Annotated in this window: 13 protein-coding genes and 1 tRNA gene; 5 read left to right on the top strand and 9 right to left on the bottom strand. The window is 45.0% G+C overall.

Annotated features, from left to right (window positions below):
* Positions 1–77: 77 nt before the first annotated feature.
* The 6 genes from ACYQ4O_RS04495 to ACYQ4O_RS04470 all read right to left on the bottom strand — a co-directional run bounded on the left by ACYQ4O_RS04495 (position 78) and on the right by ACYQ4O_RS04470 (position 5433).
* Positions 78–1298, bottom strand: a complete 1221-nt coding sequence (locus tag ACYQ4O_RS04495; protein WP_460174871.1) for an ABC transporter permease — start codon at positions 1296–1298, stop codon at positions 78–80.
* On the bottom strand, positions 1295–2527 hold the full coding sequence (locus ACYQ4O_RS04490; RefSeq protein ID WP_308514279.1) for an ABC transporter permease: 1233 nt from the start codon (positions 2525–2527) through the stop codon (positions 1295–1297). The genes ACYQ4O_RS04495 and ACYQ4O_RS04490 overlap by 4 nt, the downstream gene beginning before the upstream one ends.
* Positions 2528–2533: 6 nt before the next feature.
* A complete protein-coding gene (locus ACYQ4O_RS04485) occupies positions 2534–3595 on the bottom strand; it encodes an HlyD family secretion protein (RefSeq protein ID WP_308514278.1) in 1062 nt (353 codons plus the stop codon).
* Position 3596: 1 nt separating this feature from the next.
* Positions 3597–4985 (bottom strand): TolC family protein, encoded by a 1389-nt coding sequence (locus ACYQ4O_RS04480; RefSeq protein WP_308514276.1) that lies wholly within the window; start codon positions 4983–4985, stop codon positions 3597–3599.
* 46 nt (positions 4986–5031) lie between these two features.
* The gene (locus ACYQ4O_RS04475) at positions 5032–5160 is read right to left on the bottom strand and encodes a hypothetical protein (RefSeq protein WP_460174870.1); all 129 of its coding nucleotides are present in this window, start codon (positions 5158–5160) and stop codon (positions 5032–5034) included.
* Positions 5161–5358: 198 nt separating this feature from the next.
* Positions 5359–5433, bottom strand: a tRNA-Arg gene (locus tag ACYQ4O_RS04470).
* Between the two features lie 104 nt (positions 5434–5537).
* Here ACYQ4O_RS04470 and ACYQ4O_RS04465 point away from each other — a divergent pair.
* On the top strand, positions 5538–7517 hold the full coding sequence (locus ACYQ4O_RS04465) for a DNA topoisomerase IV subunit B (protein WP_308514275.1): 1980 nt from the start codon (positions 5538–5540) through the stop codon (positions 7515–7517).
* Between the two features lie 2 nt (positions 7518–7519).
* Positions 7520–10462: a DNA topoisomerase IV subunit A gene (parC, locus tag ACYQ4O_RS04460; RefSeq protein ID WP_460174869.1), complete on the top strand. Its 2943-nt coding sequence runs from the start codon at positions 7520–7522 to the stop codon at positions 10460–10462.
* A gap of 81 nt (positions 10463–10543) precedes the next feature.
* Here parC and ACYQ4O_RS04455 read toward each other — a convergent pair whose 3' ends face one another.
* Positions 10544–12013: an FAD-dependent oxidoreductase gene (locus ACYQ4O_RS04455; protein ID WP_277037230.1), complete on the bottom strand. Its 1470-nt coding sequence runs from the start codon at positions 12011–12013 to the stop codon at positions 10544–10546.
* A 100-nt stretch (positions 12014–12113) separates the two neighbouring features.
* A complete protein-coding gene (locus ACYQ4O_RS04450; RefSeq protein ID WP_460174868.1) occupies positions 12114–12929 on the bottom strand; it encodes a class I SAM-dependent methyltransferase in 816 nt (271 codons plus the stop codon).
* Positions 12930–13144: 215 nt separating this feature from the next.
* Here ACYQ4O_RS04450 and ypfJ point away from each other — a divergent pair, with 215 nt between their 5' ends.
* Positions 13145–14005, top strand: a complete 861-nt coding sequence (gene ypfJ, locus ACYQ4O_RS04445; RefSeq protein ID WP_066591662.1) for a KPN_02809 family neutral zinc metallopeptidase — start codon at positions 13145–13147, stop codon at positions 14003–14005.
* A gap of 126 nt (positions 14006–14131) precedes the next feature.
* On the opposite strand, the gene ACYQ4O_RS04440 is transcribed toward ypfJ, so the two are convergent.
* The gene (locus tag ACYQ4O_RS04440; protein ID WP_460174867.1) at positions 14132–15331 is read right to left on the bottom strand and encodes an aminotransferase-like domain-containing protein; all 1200 of its coding nucleotides are present in this window, start codon (positions 15329–15331) and stop codon (positions 14132–14134) included.
* 166 nt (positions 15332–15497) lie between these two features.
* Between ACYQ4O_RS04440 and htpG the strand changes: the two genes are divergently transcribed.
* Together htpG and ACYQ4O_RS04430 are read left to right on the top strand one after the other, a co-directional pair.
* Positions 15498–17399 carry a molecular chaperone HtpG gene (gene htpG / locus ACYQ4O_RS04435; protein WP_460174866.1) on the top strand — a complete coding sequence of 634 codons (1902 nt, stop codon included), beginning with the start codon at positions 15498–15500 and terminating at the stop codon, positions 17397–17399.
* 193 nt (positions 17400–17592) lie between these two features.
* A complete protein-coding gene (locus ACYQ4O_RS04430) occupies positions 17593–18351 on the top strand; it encodes a spermine/spermidine synthase domain-containing protein (protein ID WP_308514265.1) in 759 nt (252 codons plus the stop codon).
* Positions 18352–18419 lie beyond the last annotated feature (68 nt).

The following is an 18419-nucleotide window of genomic DNA, read 5'->3' as shown; positions in this document are numbered from 1 at the left end:
TAGGACAAGGAATTTAAGTTCGGAGAGTATGTTTTCGAGCTTATCTCCGCCTAATTATTTTGGTGTCGTAAGTTAAATTATTTAGTTGAAAGAACAGTCTGTTCTTTGACGGTTTTCAAAGAGTACGGACTGCTGATGACTTGGTAGTCGTTGCGGTAGGTTCGGGCAATTAAATAAGCAATGGTCAAATAAAACACAGCCAGGCCAAATAAGTGGAGCAAGTGAGGCATGATTTGTCCAATTGAGGCACCGGCTTGCGACGCTCTCAGCATGGCATGTACTGCCGGTGTGGACGGAATAAAGAAGGCGATCATATTGATGTAGTTTGGAATGTTTTGCAGCGGGAACAAATCGCCGGTAATAAATACGCAGGGCAGAGAAGTTAGAACGACGGCCTGTACGGCGTAGTTTGTCCGTTTAAACGCAAAAGCTACTACTAATGCTAAAGCACACACTGCCATGGATAAAAAGACACAGGCAGCTAATGTTGCCGGAATATTCTGGAACGAATTTATGCCGTGCCAAGCAAAGGATGCTCCTTCAAGAAACAGCGTCCAGAAAAGCAGAATGCAGAAGAACGGAAGATAAAGAGCAAACAGATATGGAAGACTTTGTATGGCTCGAACTAAAGGGAAGGGCATCTGCTTGGCGCAGAACCATTCATTAATGAGTGTTCCTACCCCGGCTAAAGTTACCGTCTGGAAAATAATGCAGAATACGATTGGTACCGCAAAGTTCAAGTATCCCGAGACCGTGTTGTACATTGGTTGGAATATCACTGCAGGCGGTTTATTTGCACTTGCTGCAATCGTACTGATGGGGACTCCCTGCTTAATCAATTGTGCGGCAATCGCAGCCGAAGCTATCTCCTGTAAGGGCCCCGCAGCCCCTGCTATAGAGGAGCGAGCTTTCACAATAAACGCTCCGTTCGAAACTAATTCCAAGGCCGTGGGAACGCCGGTAATAGCGTCTTTCATAAAGCCGTTTGGAATGGTGATTAGCGTCGTAAATTTTCCGTTTTTTAAATCCCGAATCGCTGTCTCAGGATTGTTGGTGACGCCTTTTACATCTATTTGAGAAACAGCTTGTAAACCTCGGGTAAGCTCTCTCGAAACCGGAGTGTTGTCCAAATCAACCACCACAGCGGAGATATGATCCGGAAGCTGAGCCGTATACGGCCAAGCGTAGTAAAAAGAATAGAAGAAAATCGCGACTAAGAAGAACGAAAAGCAGGAGAGGTTGGTAAGGCTCTCCTTAACGGTTTCTACAAAACAGTCGGTCCATCCGCAAGATTTCATGAGGACCTCTTCTTTTTTAAAATTGAGAGAAGGCTGACGGGATCTGCCTCGAGATTTTTTTCTTTGCGGAAATATTTTCTTTTCAGCAAAGGAATGCCGAAAATCAGCGGAATTATGATGAGCAGACCTAAGCAGGTAAAAATTTCGCCCATGTCGCGGACATTCGCACCCATTACCCATTGCTGAGATTGTCCCTCGATAAACCAGGTAAGGGGAAGAAGCTTGGCAAAGAATTGAACTACCGGGCCCATAGAGTCCATCGGAATTGAAAAGCCTGTAAACGGAAGGGCGGGAGCCGCATAACCGGATGCCACAACCAATGCAAATCGCCAAGTTGGAGCAATGGCGCAGACAAGAACGGCAGACCCCAAGAAAGCCGCTAAGCACATTAAAGCCGAAGCAAACCAAACAAATAGAGAACCGCTTGGGGCCCATCCCCCTTGGCCGGCAAACAAAGCCAGATACCAAAGAATAATAAGAGAGTAAATAAAGTAATGAGGAGCAAGCTTTCCAACTAAAGCCGCGGTAATACTGTTGTCCGCATTATCCAGCCAGTCCTTGATGGTTTTGCGGTAGTCCTCTCTGATAATGGCAGTCACGAAGCAAAACATCGAGCCAAGAAACAAAACGCCCGGGATTAAATTGCTTCCCAAGAAAGCATTGAAATTCATTCCCATGTTTCCGAGAGCATAGAAATCGGAATGAACTACTTCAACTAAACGTTTTGCGCCATCGGGCCCGATTCCGGTTGCTAACGAAGACTTTGCAGTTTGCTGAAGTTTGAGAGCCGACATTAGGCCGGCGACATCACCCTGAAGGCCTCCGGCAACGGCATAGCGGTTCTCATCCAAATAAACGGAAATAGAGGAGCCTCGGCCTGAAAGCGTGTCTTTCATGTAGCCGAATGGAATGGAGATAATGCCGTAAACCGTTCCCTTTTTAAGTTCTTCCAAGGCTTCTGCTTGCGTGTTGACGGCCAAAGGTTTGATGGCGCGGATAGAAGACAATTCCAAAGCAACTTGGCGTGAGACGCTCGTGTTGTCATTATCGACCATAGCCACGGGGACCTGTTCGATTACGCCTCTTCCTAACAGTCCCCAGACGACAAGCATCCAGACCAAAGGAAAAACAAACGTCACCAGCACTTCTCCGGGATTTTTAACAAGACACTTAATTTCCCGGAAAGTGGTGCGGGTTACGGCGTTAAGCCACGCAATAGGAGAGAGCATAAGCGGCTACTTTTGGACTAAAACACTCATGCCGGGACGTAGGCCGTCCACTTTTGTCATAGGACGAGCGCGTACCTCAAACGTTCTCATATCGTACCCGGAGTCTTGGCGTGTACTTCTCCATGTGGCATAGTTTGCTCGCGGACTGATGTAGTAGATCTTATAGTCAATCTCTTTATCACCGAGTGCAGGGACGGTCGCATGAAGAATTCTGCCGATTTCAATCCCCGGCATCTGCGCTTCACGGATATTGAATGTCGCATACTGATCATTGAGGTTAACTAAAGTAACGATTGGATAGCCGGCTGCGGCTAATTCTCCGTCAGTGAAGATAATCTTCTCAACTTGTGCGTCAATCGGAGAGTAGAGTGTCTTACTCTCTGTCAAAGACTTTACTTGTTCAACTCCGGCTGCCGCTTCTGAAGTTAAATCGGCAACGGCATTCTTTTCTTGCTGACGGGCACCGATTTCAGCGATGTCATATTGCTGTTTAGCAGCTAATGCTTGTTGAGTCGCAGCCGTCCAATTGGTTTTAACTTCGTCGTAGCGCTGAGCGGATACTAAGCCGTCTTTATATAAAGCGGCGATACGGTTGTAAGTCTTGCGAGCTAACTCTTCGGCGGCAACTGCTCTTTGCCATTCTGCCTTAGCGGCTTCTTTTTCTTGCGGTCTTGCGCCTTCATCAACAAGGCTTTGCTTTTGTTTTGCAGCCCGCTCTTGAGCTTCTACTTGCGCAAGTTTGGCTTCTAGTTCGGGGAGATGCATTTCAACCACAGGCTGCCCGGCAGTTACAAAGTCACCTTCCTGAATAAGTATTTTTTGAACTCTGCCCGGAACTTTAGAGGAGACGCTGACCGTACGGGATTCCATCTGGCCCTGAAGCGGAGGTTTGGGCGGGAAGGCCGCTTGATAAATGCCCCAAACAATAAAAGTAACTAGGGCAATTAAAAGTACAAGGAGAAGAATAGTTCCGAAACGTAAAGATTTCTTTTCATCGGTTTCTATCTCCTGCTGAAAGTTGTTGGAAGGATTTTCTGCGGAAGTATTATTCTTGTTTTGTTCTGTCATGTTATTGCTCAACTATAACGTTCTTGTCGTTTACCGCATTCATAAAGTCTGCCATTTTTCCGGCGATTGCATGAAGCATTGCATAATTTGAGACAAATTCAAAGGCCGCGAGACGGCGCCCTACCTCAGCTTTAAGAAGCTGAGAACGAGCCTCAGTCACATCAAGAGCTGTATTTAAGCCCTCATCAAAACCTTTATTTTTTAGCTGCAGATTTTCTCTGGCCAATGTAACGGTAGAGGCACTGAGCTTGTATTGGTCAATCGCATTTTGAGTCTTCAGCCAAGCAACTTCAATGGCTGTTCTGACAGCGTTGACTGCTTCGGCTTTGCCGGCTTCTGCTTGTTCTAAAGTGGCTTCCGCGCTTCTGACTGAGGCTCTTCGGTCTTTGGCGTCCCAAAGTGTGAAATTAACACCAACTCCGGCAATCCAATTCGGTTCCACTAAGGTCTGGTAATGCTTAATAAAGTTATATTGACCGAATGCAAAAACTTGCGGTGCCCATGCACTTTTAGCTGCCTTAATGCCTTCGTTAGCTTGATTCGCCTGAGCTTGAATAACGGCTAGCTGAGGGTTGGAAGCCAGAGCCGTGTCAACCCAGTACTTAAGAGGCTTCATCGGACCCTTAAGAACAAAGAGCGGGGTAGTCAATTTACCGAACTGCTCATCTCTCAAAAGCCGGGAAAGCTGAAGCGTGGCGACTTTGACATTATCTTTTGCTTTTAAGTATTCGCGGTGCGTGTTGTCTCGAGAGACCTGGACTGACATTCTCTCGACTTTGCTGATCATGCCCTGTTTTTCGAATTTCAAGGCTTTTTGAAGTTCTTTATTTTGTTGATCCAGCATGGCCTTCTGCAGTTTTTCTACAGAAACCGCCAGTTGGAGACCGAAATAATAGCCCGCCAATTGTGCATCAAGTTCTTCGGAAGTCAGATGTTTACTGGCAATAGCTTCATCTACAGCATATTTGCTTGCTTCTTGGGCCGCGGTGATTTTGCCGCCTGTATAAATCGGCCAAGTTGCCGTTGCAGCGGCACGAGGACCGTTTAATGAATACTTTTCATCCAGTCCGATAGGAATGGAGCCCAGCATAGGCAGAGAAATATCTTTATGAATATCGATTTTCTTTTGGCCGGCGATTTGAACGGCCTGAACACTGACAGTTGGACCGCCTAAAGTCTTGATTGATTCTCGAGCTTCTTCTTTGCTTCGTACCGCGGCTGAGCTTGCTTTCAGCTTATCACTTCTCTCATATAACCAGGTTCTTGCCACTGGGAAACTTAAGGGAAGTTTCTCTTGGGCAAAAGAACCGGCTGTAACGACAGTTCTGTCGGCAGCAAATGCAGGCTGCATTAGAGCAGCAATCAAAATGGCTAATAATGAACAACGCATTTAAGGGATATAAGGGAAATCTCTAGTGGGCAAATAATATCATTTTTTACATTTCCATGACGAAATCGTGATGATTTTGGGCGTAGTCCATAAATGGCGGAGGAATAGAAGAAGTTAGCGGAAATAGATAGAAATTAATAACTTTTAAATATTTGGCAAGACTAATTTTTGACATTTAGAGTTTGTCAAACGTATTCTTCCCAAGAAGTTGATTTTCCTATCAGGCTGCTAGTCTCCTAATAACAAATCTCGAAGCTTCAAAGAAGCTTTCAAGATTTAAAAATTCTGCGCAGAAATCCACAGATGAGTAAGTGGTGCTTTTTGTAGAGTTTGATTCTGGATTTTCTTATAAGCCCGGAGTGTCAACGGGTCATGGCCTCCCCAACAGGAATCGAACCTGTACTTCAGTCTTAGGAGGACCGCGTTGTATCCATTCAACTATGGGGAGCCAAGTCTCGCAATTCTAACCGAATTTCTAGGCGTCTGTAAATTTGATTTGGAGGTAAAATAACGGGTTCGAAAGTAGTTGACCGTAACCACTTCCTTTAAAGCATGGCAGAAGAAATTAATAAGACAAACCAAGATTATTCCGAGTCTTCCATTAGAGTTCTGAAGGGACTTGAGCCGGTAAAGCAGCGGCCGGGAATGTATACCTTAACCGACAATCCGCTGCACATCATCCAGGAAGTTATTGATAACGCTAGTGATGAAGTGCTCGCCGGTTTCGGTACTAAGATTATTTTGACTCAGCACGCTGACGGTTCGGTTTCGGTAGAAGATGACGGCCGAGGAATTCCTATCGGTATCCACCCGGAAGAAAAATGTTCGGTAGTCGAAGTAGTCTTTACTCGCCTGCATGCCGGCGGTAAATTCAATAAGACCAGCGGCGGAGCATACTCATTCTCCGGCGGTTTGCACGGCGTCGGTGTTTCCGTTACTAATGCATTATCCGACAAGTTGGAAGTTACTGTCTGGCGTGAGGGACTCGAAAGCACGATAGTTTTCGAAAACGGATACGTCGTTCAAAGTCTTGTCAGCGTTAAATCTCCTCGACTAAAGAAAGAAACCGGAACCAGAGTGCGTTGCTGGCCGAACCCTAAATATTTTGATTCGGCAAAAATTCCCACAGAAGCCTTGGTCAGACTGCTCAGAAGTAAAGCGGTTTTGCTTCCCGGCTGTGAGGTGGTCTACAACAACGAAGAAAAAGATATTCACCAGCGTTGGAAATATAACGGCGGCTTAAGAGAATACCTCTTAGAGCAGCTTGATCAGCCGCCTGAAATTCGTCCCTTCGAAGCAGAAGGATTTGCTGCAGACGATGATGAAAATTTCTCTGCCGGTGAAGGTGCCAGCTGGGTGGTGGTATGGACTGAAGAAGGTCGCTTAGAAAGAGAAAGCTTCGTTAACTTGATTCCTACCCCGCAGGGCGGAACTCATGAAGCAGGCCTCAAGGACGGTATCTTTCAAGCCTTGAAGTCGTTTATCGAACAGCATGGCCTCTCTCAGAAAGGCGTAAAACTTATCGGCGACGATATTTTCACGCGTGCAAGTTTTGTATTGAACGCTAAGGTCTTGGATCCACAATTCCAAGGTCAGGTTAAAGAAAAGTTAATCAGCCGCGATGCACTAAAGCTCGTTTCTGCTTTCGTTCGTCCTCAAATGGAATTTTGGCTTAACAGCCACATTGAAGACGGCAAGAAGTTAGCTGAGTTGGTTATTAAACAAGCTCAGGTTCGTCAAAAGTCCGTCACGAAAGTCGCTAAGAGAAAAGGCTCATCCGTTGCCGTTCTTCCCGGCAAACTGACTGATTGCTTGAGTGAAGATATTTCTCGAAACGAACTATTCCTGGTAGAAGGTGATTCCGCCGGCGGTTCGGCCAAGAAGGCTCGCGATAAAGAGTTCCAAGCGATTTTGCCTTTAAGAGGAAAGGTTTTAAATACGTGGGAAGTGGATCGCAATCTTCTTTTCGGCAATAAAGAAATTCATGATATTTCAGTGGCCATCGGAGTAGATCCTCACGGTCCGGACGATAATCCGAATTTGTCTTCTCTAAGATACGGCAAAATTTGCTTTATGGCCGATGCTGACGTTGACGGCTCTCATATTGAAGTGCTGCTGACGGCTCTTTTCTATAAGCATTTCCCGAAGCTGATTGATGAAGGGCATGTGTATATCGCAGTCTCTCCGCTCTTTAAGGTCATCGTTCCGAAGATTGGAAGACAGAAAGAGAGAAGAATTTATTGCTTGGACGAAGCAGAATTAAATAAGACTTTAGAGAAGCTCAAGAAAGAAAAGGTTCCTGAAAGCAAAATCGAAATTTCTCGCTTCAAAGGTCTTGGCGAAATGAACGAAAAAGAGCTCAAGGAAACTTCCCTGGATCCTGAAACAAGACGCTTATTGCCCTTGAGTCTGGGTGGCATCAGCAGAGAGCTCACAACATCTGCCATGAATATTCTGATGGCAGCAAAAGAGGCTGAATCCAGAAGACGCTGGATTGAACGCCATGGTGATCAATTTGAACCGGATATCTAATCATGGCATCAACAGATAAAAATAATTCAAAGAGCAAAAAGAAGGCTGATAAAGAGCTGATAGCCAATGTCATTGAGGTTAAGGAAGAAGACATTCCGGACAATGGAAGCGGTTTCCTCTTCGATTTCGAAGATGAAGCTGAACATCCTGAAACTGAGCCTCAAGAGTCTCAGACAGCCGTTGAAGAAGTAGCCCAAGAGACACCAGTCATCGAAGAAGAAATGACCAAGGAAGAAGAAAAAACAGAAGAAGTGCAGTCTCTCAAGGAAGATATCAAAGAAACGGAAATCTCCTCGGCAGACGGCACTGAAGAATTAAAAGACTTTGAAGCCGAAACCTCTGACCCCGAAGCTTTGGAAGAAGTCGATAAGACTCTCGGAGAGGTTTCTATAGTCCCGACTAATGATCCGACGGATATTGTTGAGCAAGCTCTAACCAATGATGATGACGGCGGTGACAAATTAACGGTAGCTTATTTTGCCAGCCGCGCTTACTTGGAATACGCTATTTCCGTGGTTAAAGGCAGAGCTCTTCCTGAAGTATCGGACGGACAAAAGCCGGTACAGAGAAGAATTCTCTATGCCATGAGAAGAATGGGGCTCGTAGCTGAAGCTAAGCAAGTCAAGAGCGCTCGTATCGTAGGTGACGTCCTCGGTAAATTTCATCCTCACGGCGATGTGGCAGCATACGATGCTATGGTCCGTATGGCTCAGGATTTCACCATGCGCTACCCTTTGGTCCACGGTGAAGGAAACTTCGGTTCGCAGGACGGCGACAGCCCGGCCCATATGCGTTATACGGAAGCAAAACTGAGTAAGTACTCGGAGCTGCTTCTCGAAGAAATTGATGAGGGTGGAACCAAGTTTGTTCCGAACTATGACGGCGCCTTTAAAGAACCGGTTACGTTGCCTGCTCGTCTGCCGTTCATTTTGCTTAACGGCGCCAGCGGTATTGCCGTCGGTATGGCTACGGAAATTCCTCCGCATAGCTTGGTTGAAGTTGCTAATGCTGCCGAAGCGGTTATTAAGAACCCAAAGATTACTTTGGATGAATTGATGCAGTTTATCCCCGGACCTGATTTCCCGGGCGGCGCTCAAATTATTTCTTCGGAAAAAGATATCAAGAACGCTTATTCCACCGGCTACGGTTCTCTTCTTCTGCGAGCACGCTATGAGTTCGAAGAACTTGCCCGAGGCCAATGGCAATTAGTCGTAACCGAACTGCCTTATAAGGTAGGCGCAGCTAAGGTTCTTGCAGAACTGGATTCTTTGACAAATCCGAAAGCCCCGGCAGGCAAAAAGACACTGTCGGCTAAACAGCAGCAGGATAAAGCTCTCCTTTTGAGTATCTTAGATACCGTAAGAGATGAATCCGATACGGATAATCCGGTAAGAATCGTATTTGAACCGAAATCCAAGACAGTCGACAGAAATGAGTTCGTCAACATCTTATTCTCCAAGACAAGTCTCGAGTGCGGATGTAAATTCAACTTGGTTGCTATCGGCATTGACGGTAAGCCACGACAAAAAGGACTGGTTGAAATACTTTCCGAATGGTGCACTTTCAGGCTCGGAACCGTTCTCAAACGTTCTCAGACACGCTTGAACGATGTCCAAGGCAGAATCCATGTCTTAGAAGGCCGAATGCTGATTATCGTCAATATCGAAGAAGTCATTCGACTGATTCGTGAGGCAAAAGATCCTAAAGCTGCTTTAATGAAGACCTTTGGTTTGACGGATGCACAAGCCGAAGACATCTTGGAATTGAAATTAAGACAGTTGGCAAATCTTGATGAAATTAAGCTTCAAAAAGAAATTGACCAGCTGAAGTCTGAAGAAGCCGCTTTGTTGGATGTCATCAATAATGATTCCAAACTTAGAGCCTTGGTCTGCAAAGAAATCAGAAGCGATGCCAAGAAGTACGGAGATGAAAGAAGAACCTTAATTGAACAGGCTCAAACCGCAACTCTCGTCAAGAAAGTTGCCGATGAACCTGTCACTGTCATTATTAGTGAAAAAGGTTTCTTGAGAGCCCGAACAGGCCACGGTTGTGATGCTGCTAATCTCTCGTTCAAACTTGGAGATTCTCTAAAGGCGTCTTTCGAATGCCGTACCGTTGATAATTTGATTGTGATGGCTCACAGCGGACGAGTTTATTCCGTACCGGTGTCTCAGCTGCCTAACGGCCGAGGAGACGGTGTGCATGTGAGTGCTTTTGTCCAGTTCCAGGATAAAGATGCCCCCTTCAGCTATGTCTGCGGAGATTCTGATTTCAAAGTTCTTTTGGCCAGCAGTGACGGTTATGGGTTCTGGTGCAAACTTGGAGACATGGTTTCTCGTCAGAAGAGCGGCAAGACGTTCTTTACGCTTAATGACGAAACAGTCAAGCCTCTGCCGTTGAGAATGTTTACCGACGCACAGACTTTAGTTTCCGTTTTGACTCAAGCCGGAAGATTCTTAGATTTTGAAATCGATGAATTGAGAAGTTTGCCCAACGGCGGCCGAGGTGTTGCTCTTATTTCTTTGGCTGAAGGCGACCGGTTGGTTGCCGCTTTACCGTCTTCTTCCAAGGGTGTGATTGCTTGCGGCTTAGGCCGAGGAAACAAAGAACAAACTTATCCGATCGGACCGCGCCTAATTGAAACCTTCAAGATGAAGCGGGCAAGAAAAGGAAAACAACTTCCGAACAAGTGGAATTACTACGATCTGCTTCCTTCTAAGTTTGACGAGAAGCTAGAGGTTCCGGGTGCCAACGAAGGCGAGGGCGGCGTTTCCGAGAACACCCAGACCAGAGCCGATGAGAAACCGACTGTCTCTGCTGTTTCAAATGCACAGACTGTGTCTGAGAAGGAGGAGAAGGAAACTGGCAAAACTGATGCAGATAGACAGCTCGAGGATTTTGTTTTGACTTCTGAAGAACAAGGAAACACCGGTCTTTTGTTCTAATATAGTTCAGTCAAATATTTATTAAGACAATGGGCAAGAAGAAAAACTTCTTGCCCATTCAGATTTAGCCTACGACGCTACTTAACTTCCGGTTGCTGCATTTTCTCCTGCAATTCTTCCGAATGTAAAGATATCAGCAATGGCATTTCCGCCGACACGGTTAGACCCGTGAATTCCTCCGGTAATTTCTCCGGCTGCATAAAGACCCGGTATCACTTGACCGTCGCGGTCGATTACCTGAGCTTTAGTGTTAATCTTAGCGCCGCCCATAGTGTGGTGTCTGCACATGCCGATAGGACCTGCGTAGAACGGTGCTTTTACAATCTTGTGGCTCAGCATTAACTCGCTTCTGCCGAGAGGATCTTTCTTGGAATCAACCATTTCGTTGTATTCTTTAATGGTCTGAGCCATTTCCTTCGGAGGCAAGTTAATAAGCTTAGCCAGTTCTTCGATAGTATCGGCTTTGAAAAGAGTACCGTTTTCTAATGCGCGGTGATTCATTTCGTTGTAGTACTCATTGTTCTTGTCGAATCCATCTGCGTCGCAGACCGGAAATACGGTTTGATCCGTTTGGGCCAAAGTTGCATCTCTGATCACATCTCGGCGAGCATCTTCAGCAACGTAACGTTTTCCTTCTTTATTGAGGAAGACAGTGTATTCGATAGCCTGGAAGATGTCGGCGGTGTGCTTGTACCCCGGGGCGGTCCAAGGGATGCACTGGATGTAGTCCATTCCGACCGCTAAGCCATTGATGCCTTGAATTGCTTTAAGGACTTCGCCGGTTGAACCGGGTTGATTTGTTGTATTCAGCTTTGTTAATCTCGGATCAAAGAAAGCGCACATTTCAGGATTTGCTGCAAAGCCGCCGGCAGCTGCAACTACACCTTTGTTAGCTTTCCAGTATTCTTTTTTACCATTTCCTAAGTCAACTTCCACACCAAGGACTCGGCCGGAGTCAGGTTTTTCACGAATAATCGAAGTGACCTTATGAGAAGTTAGGATTGGCAGGCCAATCTTCTTGGCATATTGTGTACAGGCTTTAATATAATCACCGCCGCTTTGACCGACAGGGTTTCTGCAGCGCGGCCAGAGACCGCCGTAGATCTGGTAAATACCGGGTTTAAACTGAACGCCGACTTTTTTCAGCCATTCAACACTTTCAGGAACTTTTTCACAAAGTGTCTTTACCAACTCCGGATCTGCTCTATTGTCACCGGCGGCAAGAGTCTGTTCAGTATGCAGTTGAGGAGAGTCTTTGACTCCAGCTTTTTTGTAGTCAGCTTCAATTGCAGCATTCAAACCTCCGCCGGAAACCATTGTATTTCCGCCGGGCAAAGGTAATTTTTCCAAAACGACGGTATTGGCACCTTTTTCTTTTGCGACAATGCCGGCTGATAAGCCCGCACCTCCGGATCCAATGACGATAACGTCATAGGTCTTGTCCCAGGCTTGAGGAACTGAGCATAAATCAGCAGCGGATGCTAAAGAAGGAAGGGAAGCGAAAGGAGCAATTATCGAGCTTGCTAGAAGCTGTCTTCTATTGATTGTCATATTATTCTCCAGGAATACAGGTCGGGTTTTCTCTCCCGACAGTAACTATTTTAAGTATCAGGTTCCCCTTTTTAAATCCCATATTAAAGGTAACCTCTTACTACCTTCTACCGGGGGATAACGTCTTTTTTGTACTGAGTTGCAGTTCTAAGGTATCTCTGATTTTTATTGCTCCGCCATGATTGTTAATTACTTCTTCAATATTTGAAAAGAATTCGGCTCTAATCGGTTCTTTGATAGCAATGTGATCGGAATAGGTGCTCAAAAGACCAACATATTCTTTTGCAGAAAAGGTTCGAATCCTTCGGAAGAGAAAATAACGGCAGTCCTGAAAGCCGTACTTCTTAGCGGTTTCTGCTTTTACCTTTGCATTTTCTTCTGTGAACCCGCTGAACTTATTTTTCTTGTTTTTCCGGAAAGAATAAAAATACTTATCGTAGAGTCTTCTGAGTTCCGGGCCGAGTTCCGGATTTTCAATGTATGGATCCGGATGGTTAGCAAACTGAGCAAAGATGCCGCCTTCCTTGAGAAGTGAAAAAACTTTCGGGTAACCCAACACTTCAGGAATCCAATGGAATGCCGTTGCGGAGTAAATTAAGTCAAAAGACTCTTTCGGGAGAGATACGTCCTCGAATTTGCCGGAAATTAGGTGCAAGTTTGGATAGTTGGAGAACTTCTCCTTGCAGACGTCAGCAAGATTTATACCCGGCTCGATTGCTGTCAGCTGGCAGCCAACCTCTAAGAAAGGGAGTGTGGCTTGCCCGGTACCGATTCCAATTTCCAAAACCTGACTTGTTGAATTAAGTGAGCACGATGCAAATATTTCACGGTAAAGCTCAGGCACATAGCTAGGACGGAACTTTTCGTAGTTCTGCCCAACAGTATCAAAAGAAGAAGCTAATTCATTAAATGTCATTTTGGATCCGTTGCTGCCTCAGTAGGTTCAGCACTTCTGATAATTGCATATCCAAGTCTTCTCGTGTAAAACTTCTTCATAAAAATGGCCAACTTGCAATCTTCTCTATTCCCAATAACAGACAGTGCTTTTAGTTCCGTTTTGGGGTTTTCCCGTAATATTCTTTTAAGGAGGTGATTACAATTGGTAATTAGATAATCGTGTCAGAGGCAATTATGCGGTGGCAAGGACGAGAAACAAGCAATAACGTTGAAGACAGACGAGGCCAATCCGGATTTGGCGGAGGCATGAACCTACCTAAAGGAAAAATGGGATTGGCTGTACTGGCAGTTGTTCTTGTAGCTGGATACTTCGGCATTGATCTAACGCCCGTCTTAGAATTTGGGTCTGATCCGGCAACTTATTCAAATCAAACATATAAACCGACGGCAGAGGAACAGCAGTTAGCAAATTTCTCCTCCGTTGCCTTGAAGAGCACTGAAGATACTTGGAGTAAGCTCTTTAAGAATTCAGGTAAGAATTATGTGCCTCCTAAAATGGTTCTTTATTCCGGCTCAACTCAAACTGCTTGCGGTTACGGACAAGCTGCTATGGGACCTTTCTACTGTCCGTCTGACAACAAACTCTACGTTGACTTGTCTTTCTATAAAGATATGCAGAGAAACTTAGGCGGAGGCGGAGATTTTGCTCTCGGCTATGTCTTAGCTCATGAAGTCGGCCATCACGTTCAGAACTTATTGGGCATCGCCGACCAAGTCCGCCAAGAACAATCGCGCGTTTCTCAAAAACAAGCTAACCAACTTTCAGTAATGCTTGAGCTTCAAGCAGACTGCTTAGCCGGGGTTTGGGGACACGATATGAATAAACAAGGCATCCTCGAACAGGGTGACCTGGAGAAAGCATTAAGAACAGCTGCGGCAATCGGGGACGACAGACTGCAGAAACAAAGCACGGGAAGGGTAGTGCCGGACAGCTTTACTCATGGCACTTCGGAACAGCGTTACAAATGGTTCAAAGTCGGATTTGATTCCGGCAATCCTGAAATGTGCAATACCTTTAAATCCGGTCTCAGATGATATTTAACTCCAATTGAAATTCCTGGCAAGGTTTTCGAGTTATCTCAACCGGTAAGCATCGCCGAAGTTCTGGCGATGCTTTTTAATAAAAGAGAAGAGTGGACGTGCCACTCTTTTTTTGTGGTATCAGTCTAGTTTTTCCTTGAGCAATTCCCCAAGTGTCTTGATGCCTTCCTCAATTTTTGCTGGAGGAACCGTAACAAAGGACAATCTCATGGAGTTGTATTTTTCCTTTCCAACGGTATAGAAAGCAGAACCCGGAACGAAAGCAACCTTGCGTGCAACGGCTTCTTTCATAAGTTCGTCGGTATTGATGCTTTCCGGGAGCGTTACCCAAATAAACATGCCTCCGTCAGGTTTTGTCCATGTAACTCCCTCTTTCGGAAAATACTTGTCCATGGCTTTAAGCATGTACTCGCATTGGGTTTTATAGATTTCTCTGACGGCCGGAAGGTGTGTTGTCATCAAACCGTCTTCCATGATTTGAGCAGTGATGAGCTGAGTAAAGGTAGAAGTATTCAAATCTACCGCTTGTTTAAGCTGTGTGAGAGGAGCAATAGCTTCCTTCGGACCGACAACATAGCCTAAGCGGAAGCCCGGTGCCAAAACCTTGGAGAAGGTTCCCAAAGAAATGGTTCTTTCCGGTGCGTACAGTCTCATTGACGGAGGCGGTTCTTGGTCGTAATAAAGTTCGCCGTATGGATTGTCATCAATAATCCAGAAGTCATATTCACGGGCTTTTTCAGCAAGTTTCTTTCTTCTTTCAACCGACAGTGTCAATCCGGTTGGATTTTGGAATGTTGTAATGACATAGGCGAAACGAATGTTTTTGAATTCCGGGCCAATCAAGTCTGGATTAAGACCATGCTCGTCAGTTGGGATTTCAATGTATTTCGGTTCATAAAGATCAAAGGCTTGAATGGCACCAAGGTAACTTGGGCTTTCAACAGCCACTAGGGAACCTTTGTCAATATATGCCATGCCTAGGAGATCAAGCGCTTGTTGGGATCCGGATACAATCTGGATTTCATCCGCTTTAGCAGAAACGCCTTTTGAGTTGATGTATTTAACAATTTGGTCTATTAAAGTTTTCTCTCCGACCGTCGAGCTATATTGAAGAGCCAAAGCACCTTCTTTTTCTAGAACAGTCTGAGTAGCTTTCTCGACTTCTTTAATAGGAAAGCTTTTCGGTGAGGGTAGGCCGCCGGCAAAAGAAATAATGTCTGCTTGGCCTGCAAGCTTCAAAAGATCACCGATGATGGAATTAGTAGAATTTAATACCCTCTGCGACTTTGGGGGTGTTTGATTTTTAGTTTCCGAGTTCATTCTCGCATTCGATTGGTTAAAACAATTAAAAACATATCTCAGGAGTTACACATTTTGTGATTTCCCGTTTTTGTTAGTCTAATTCCAATGTTCGCCAAATATCTTGAAAAATACTTAGAAATCCCCAAATAGAAATCATCGGGAAAATTTAAAAGGAATAAAAGAAATGAGTGAACAAAAAAAGGAAACCTTAGGTTTTCAGACCGAAGTTAAACAAATGCTGCACCTCATGGTGCATTCGCTGTATTCAAATCGCGAAATTTTCTTAAGAGAACTTATTTCTAACGCATCTGACGCTATCGATAAGCTCAAGTTCGAAGCCATCAAAAAACCGGAATTATTATCTCAGGATCCTCATCCTTCCATCCGAATCGGCGTAGACGAAACCGCTCAAACTATTACTATCAGCGATGACGGTATCGGTATGACTCGAGAAGAAGTCATTTCTCATTTGGGTACGATTGCGAAAAGCGGGACTAAAGAGTTCTTTGCGAATCTTTCCGGAGACCAAAAGAAGGATGCACAGCTTATCGGTCAGTTCGGCGTTGGCTTTTATTCTTCTTTCATCGTTGCCGATAAAGTAACCGTTGTTACACGCAAAGCCGGAGATCCTGCTGATTCCGCTACTCTCTGGGAAAGTAACGGTGAGGGTGAATTCACTGTAGAAAATACAAAACGGGATCATTTCGGTACGGACGTTATTCTTCATATGAAGAGTGAAGACAGAGACTTGGTAAGCAAGTTCAGACTCCGCAATATTCTCACCAAGTACTCCGATCACATCTCTACTCCGATTTTAATGGGTAAAGACGAATACAAAGATGACAAAGTCATCGACACCGGAGAATGGGAAGCTATCAACCAAGGCGCAGCTTTATGGGCACGACCGAAATCTGAAATTACTGAAGATCAGTATAAAGAGTTCTACCATCATGTTTCCCACGATCCAAGCGATCCTTTGACTTGGACACACAACAAAGTAGAAGGCAAAAACGAATACATCCAATTGCTTTACGTCCCAAGTGCTGCTCCATTCGATCTTTGGGACAGAGAACACGTTAACGGTGTAAAACTTTACGTGAAACGCGTCTTCATCATGGACGACGCCTCCCAGTTGATGCCTAAATATCTCCGCTTTATCCGCGGCGTAATCGATTCTGAAGATCTTCCTTTGAATGTCAGCCGTGAAATTCTTCAACAGTCCAGAGACTTGAAGACAATTCGCGATGGCTCTACAAAGCGTGTTCTTTCCATGCTTGAAGATTTGGCAGCCAGCAGGGCTGCAGACTACGACAAATTCTGGGCTTTGTTCGGAAATGTCTTGAAGGAAGGTATGGGAGAAGACCCTGCCAACAGAGAAAGAATTCAGAAGCTGTTGAGATTTGTTTCTACAGCCACAGAAGGCAAACAGACCGCTACATTAGAAGGCTATCTCGCCAGAATGAAGACTGGCCAGAACAGCATCTATTATGTTACAGGCGACACACCGGAAGCCGCCGCTAAGAGTCCGTTGCTTGAACTCTTCAAGAAAAAGGATGTTGAAGTTCTTCTCATGGGTGGCCCAATCGATGAATGGCTCATGCAGTTCATGACAGAATTCGAAGGTAAGTCTTTTGTCAATATTGCTAAGGGAGATTTAGACCTCGGCGATTTGTCTGACAAGAACGAAAAAGAAGAAAAGGAAAAACTTCAAGTTGAATTCAAGCCTTTGATTGATAAGTTCAAGGAGGCCTTAGGTTCTTCCGTTCAGGACGTCCGCATGACATTAAGACTGACGGATTCTCCGGCATGTATCGTCAATGATGAAAACGCTTTAAATCCGGCCTTTGTCAGAATGATGAAGATGGCCGGACAGGAAGTTCCTGAAAGTAAGCCGATTCTGGAATTGAATCCGAATAATCCTTTGGTTGCTCGTTTGCAGGAAAAGAATGCTTTCTCTCCGGATTGGGCAAAACTCTTGTTAGAGCAAGCACAGTTAATGGAAGGTGAAACTCTGGAAGATCCAGCAGGATTCGTCCAAAGAATGAATACCATGTTGGTTGATTCAATGCAGGCTAAAGGCAATTAGTCCGACTGACTATATAAATTAAATTCATTTACGCCTCTTCTCCGCTTCAGAGAGGAGGCAAATTTTTTATCTTCGAGTAAACAAAAGATCGTGTTTATCGAATATGGTTCCACTGAAAGGAGTCTCCTCGGAGCTTCTATAATTCTTCCTCAAATTTGATTAGTGGCATCCAGTTTTTTTCAAAGGCATATTGATGGCAAAGAAAAAAGTAAGAACACCGGTAGATTTTTCAGAATTGGGTGGTTATAGATATTTGCATTTTGGCTCTGAATGGATTCAAGGAGGGATGCAGATTAATCGTCCCTACCGTCTTGCTCTTGAGTATCAGCAGTCTATGATGGCGTTGGCTCTGTTCGAACCCCATCCTAAGGAAATTCTGCAACTAGGTCTGGGGGCCGCAGGCTTTGCCAAATTCACTTGGAAATATCTGCCTGAAGCTAAAACTACAGTCGTGGAAATTTCTGAAGATGTATATATGGCCTGCAGGATGTGGTTCAAGCTTCCCGATGAAGATGACCATCTGAAGATTGTGTTTGAAGACTGCAAGAAATATCTTTCTGAGGGAAATTTCGAACCTGTCGATTGGCTTTTGGTCGATATTTACGATGCAGAAGCTTGGGGTCCGGTTTACGATGATGTGCCTTTCTATCGTCTTTGCAGGAAAGCACTCCGAGAGGGAGGAGTTGCCAGTTTTAATTTATTCGGAGGCGAAGATTTCGAAAAAAGTTACAAGGCGATTTCTGAGGCATTTTACGGTCAAGTGCTTATCATGCCCGAAGTTCAAGAAGGGAACCGCATTGTGATCGCCTCTAAAGGTGAAAAGAAGGATTATTCCATTGAACAATTGAAAGAACGGGCTGCAGAAATTCAAGCGCGCTTGAAGGTTCCTGCCAAGAAATGGATAAAGATGCTGCAGAAAGAGAACTCTCTTTCTAATGAGTTCAAGTTTTAGACTCTCTAGATATCTCGGCTTTTCAGTTAATCTGCCGGTGCATAGTCAATAGAAAAGAGGCCTTTTTA

This window comes from Turicimonas sp. TL08 (assembly GCF_054660695.1).
Note: the sequence above shows the minus strand (reverse complement) of the source record. Positions and strands in the feature narration are given on the sequence as shown.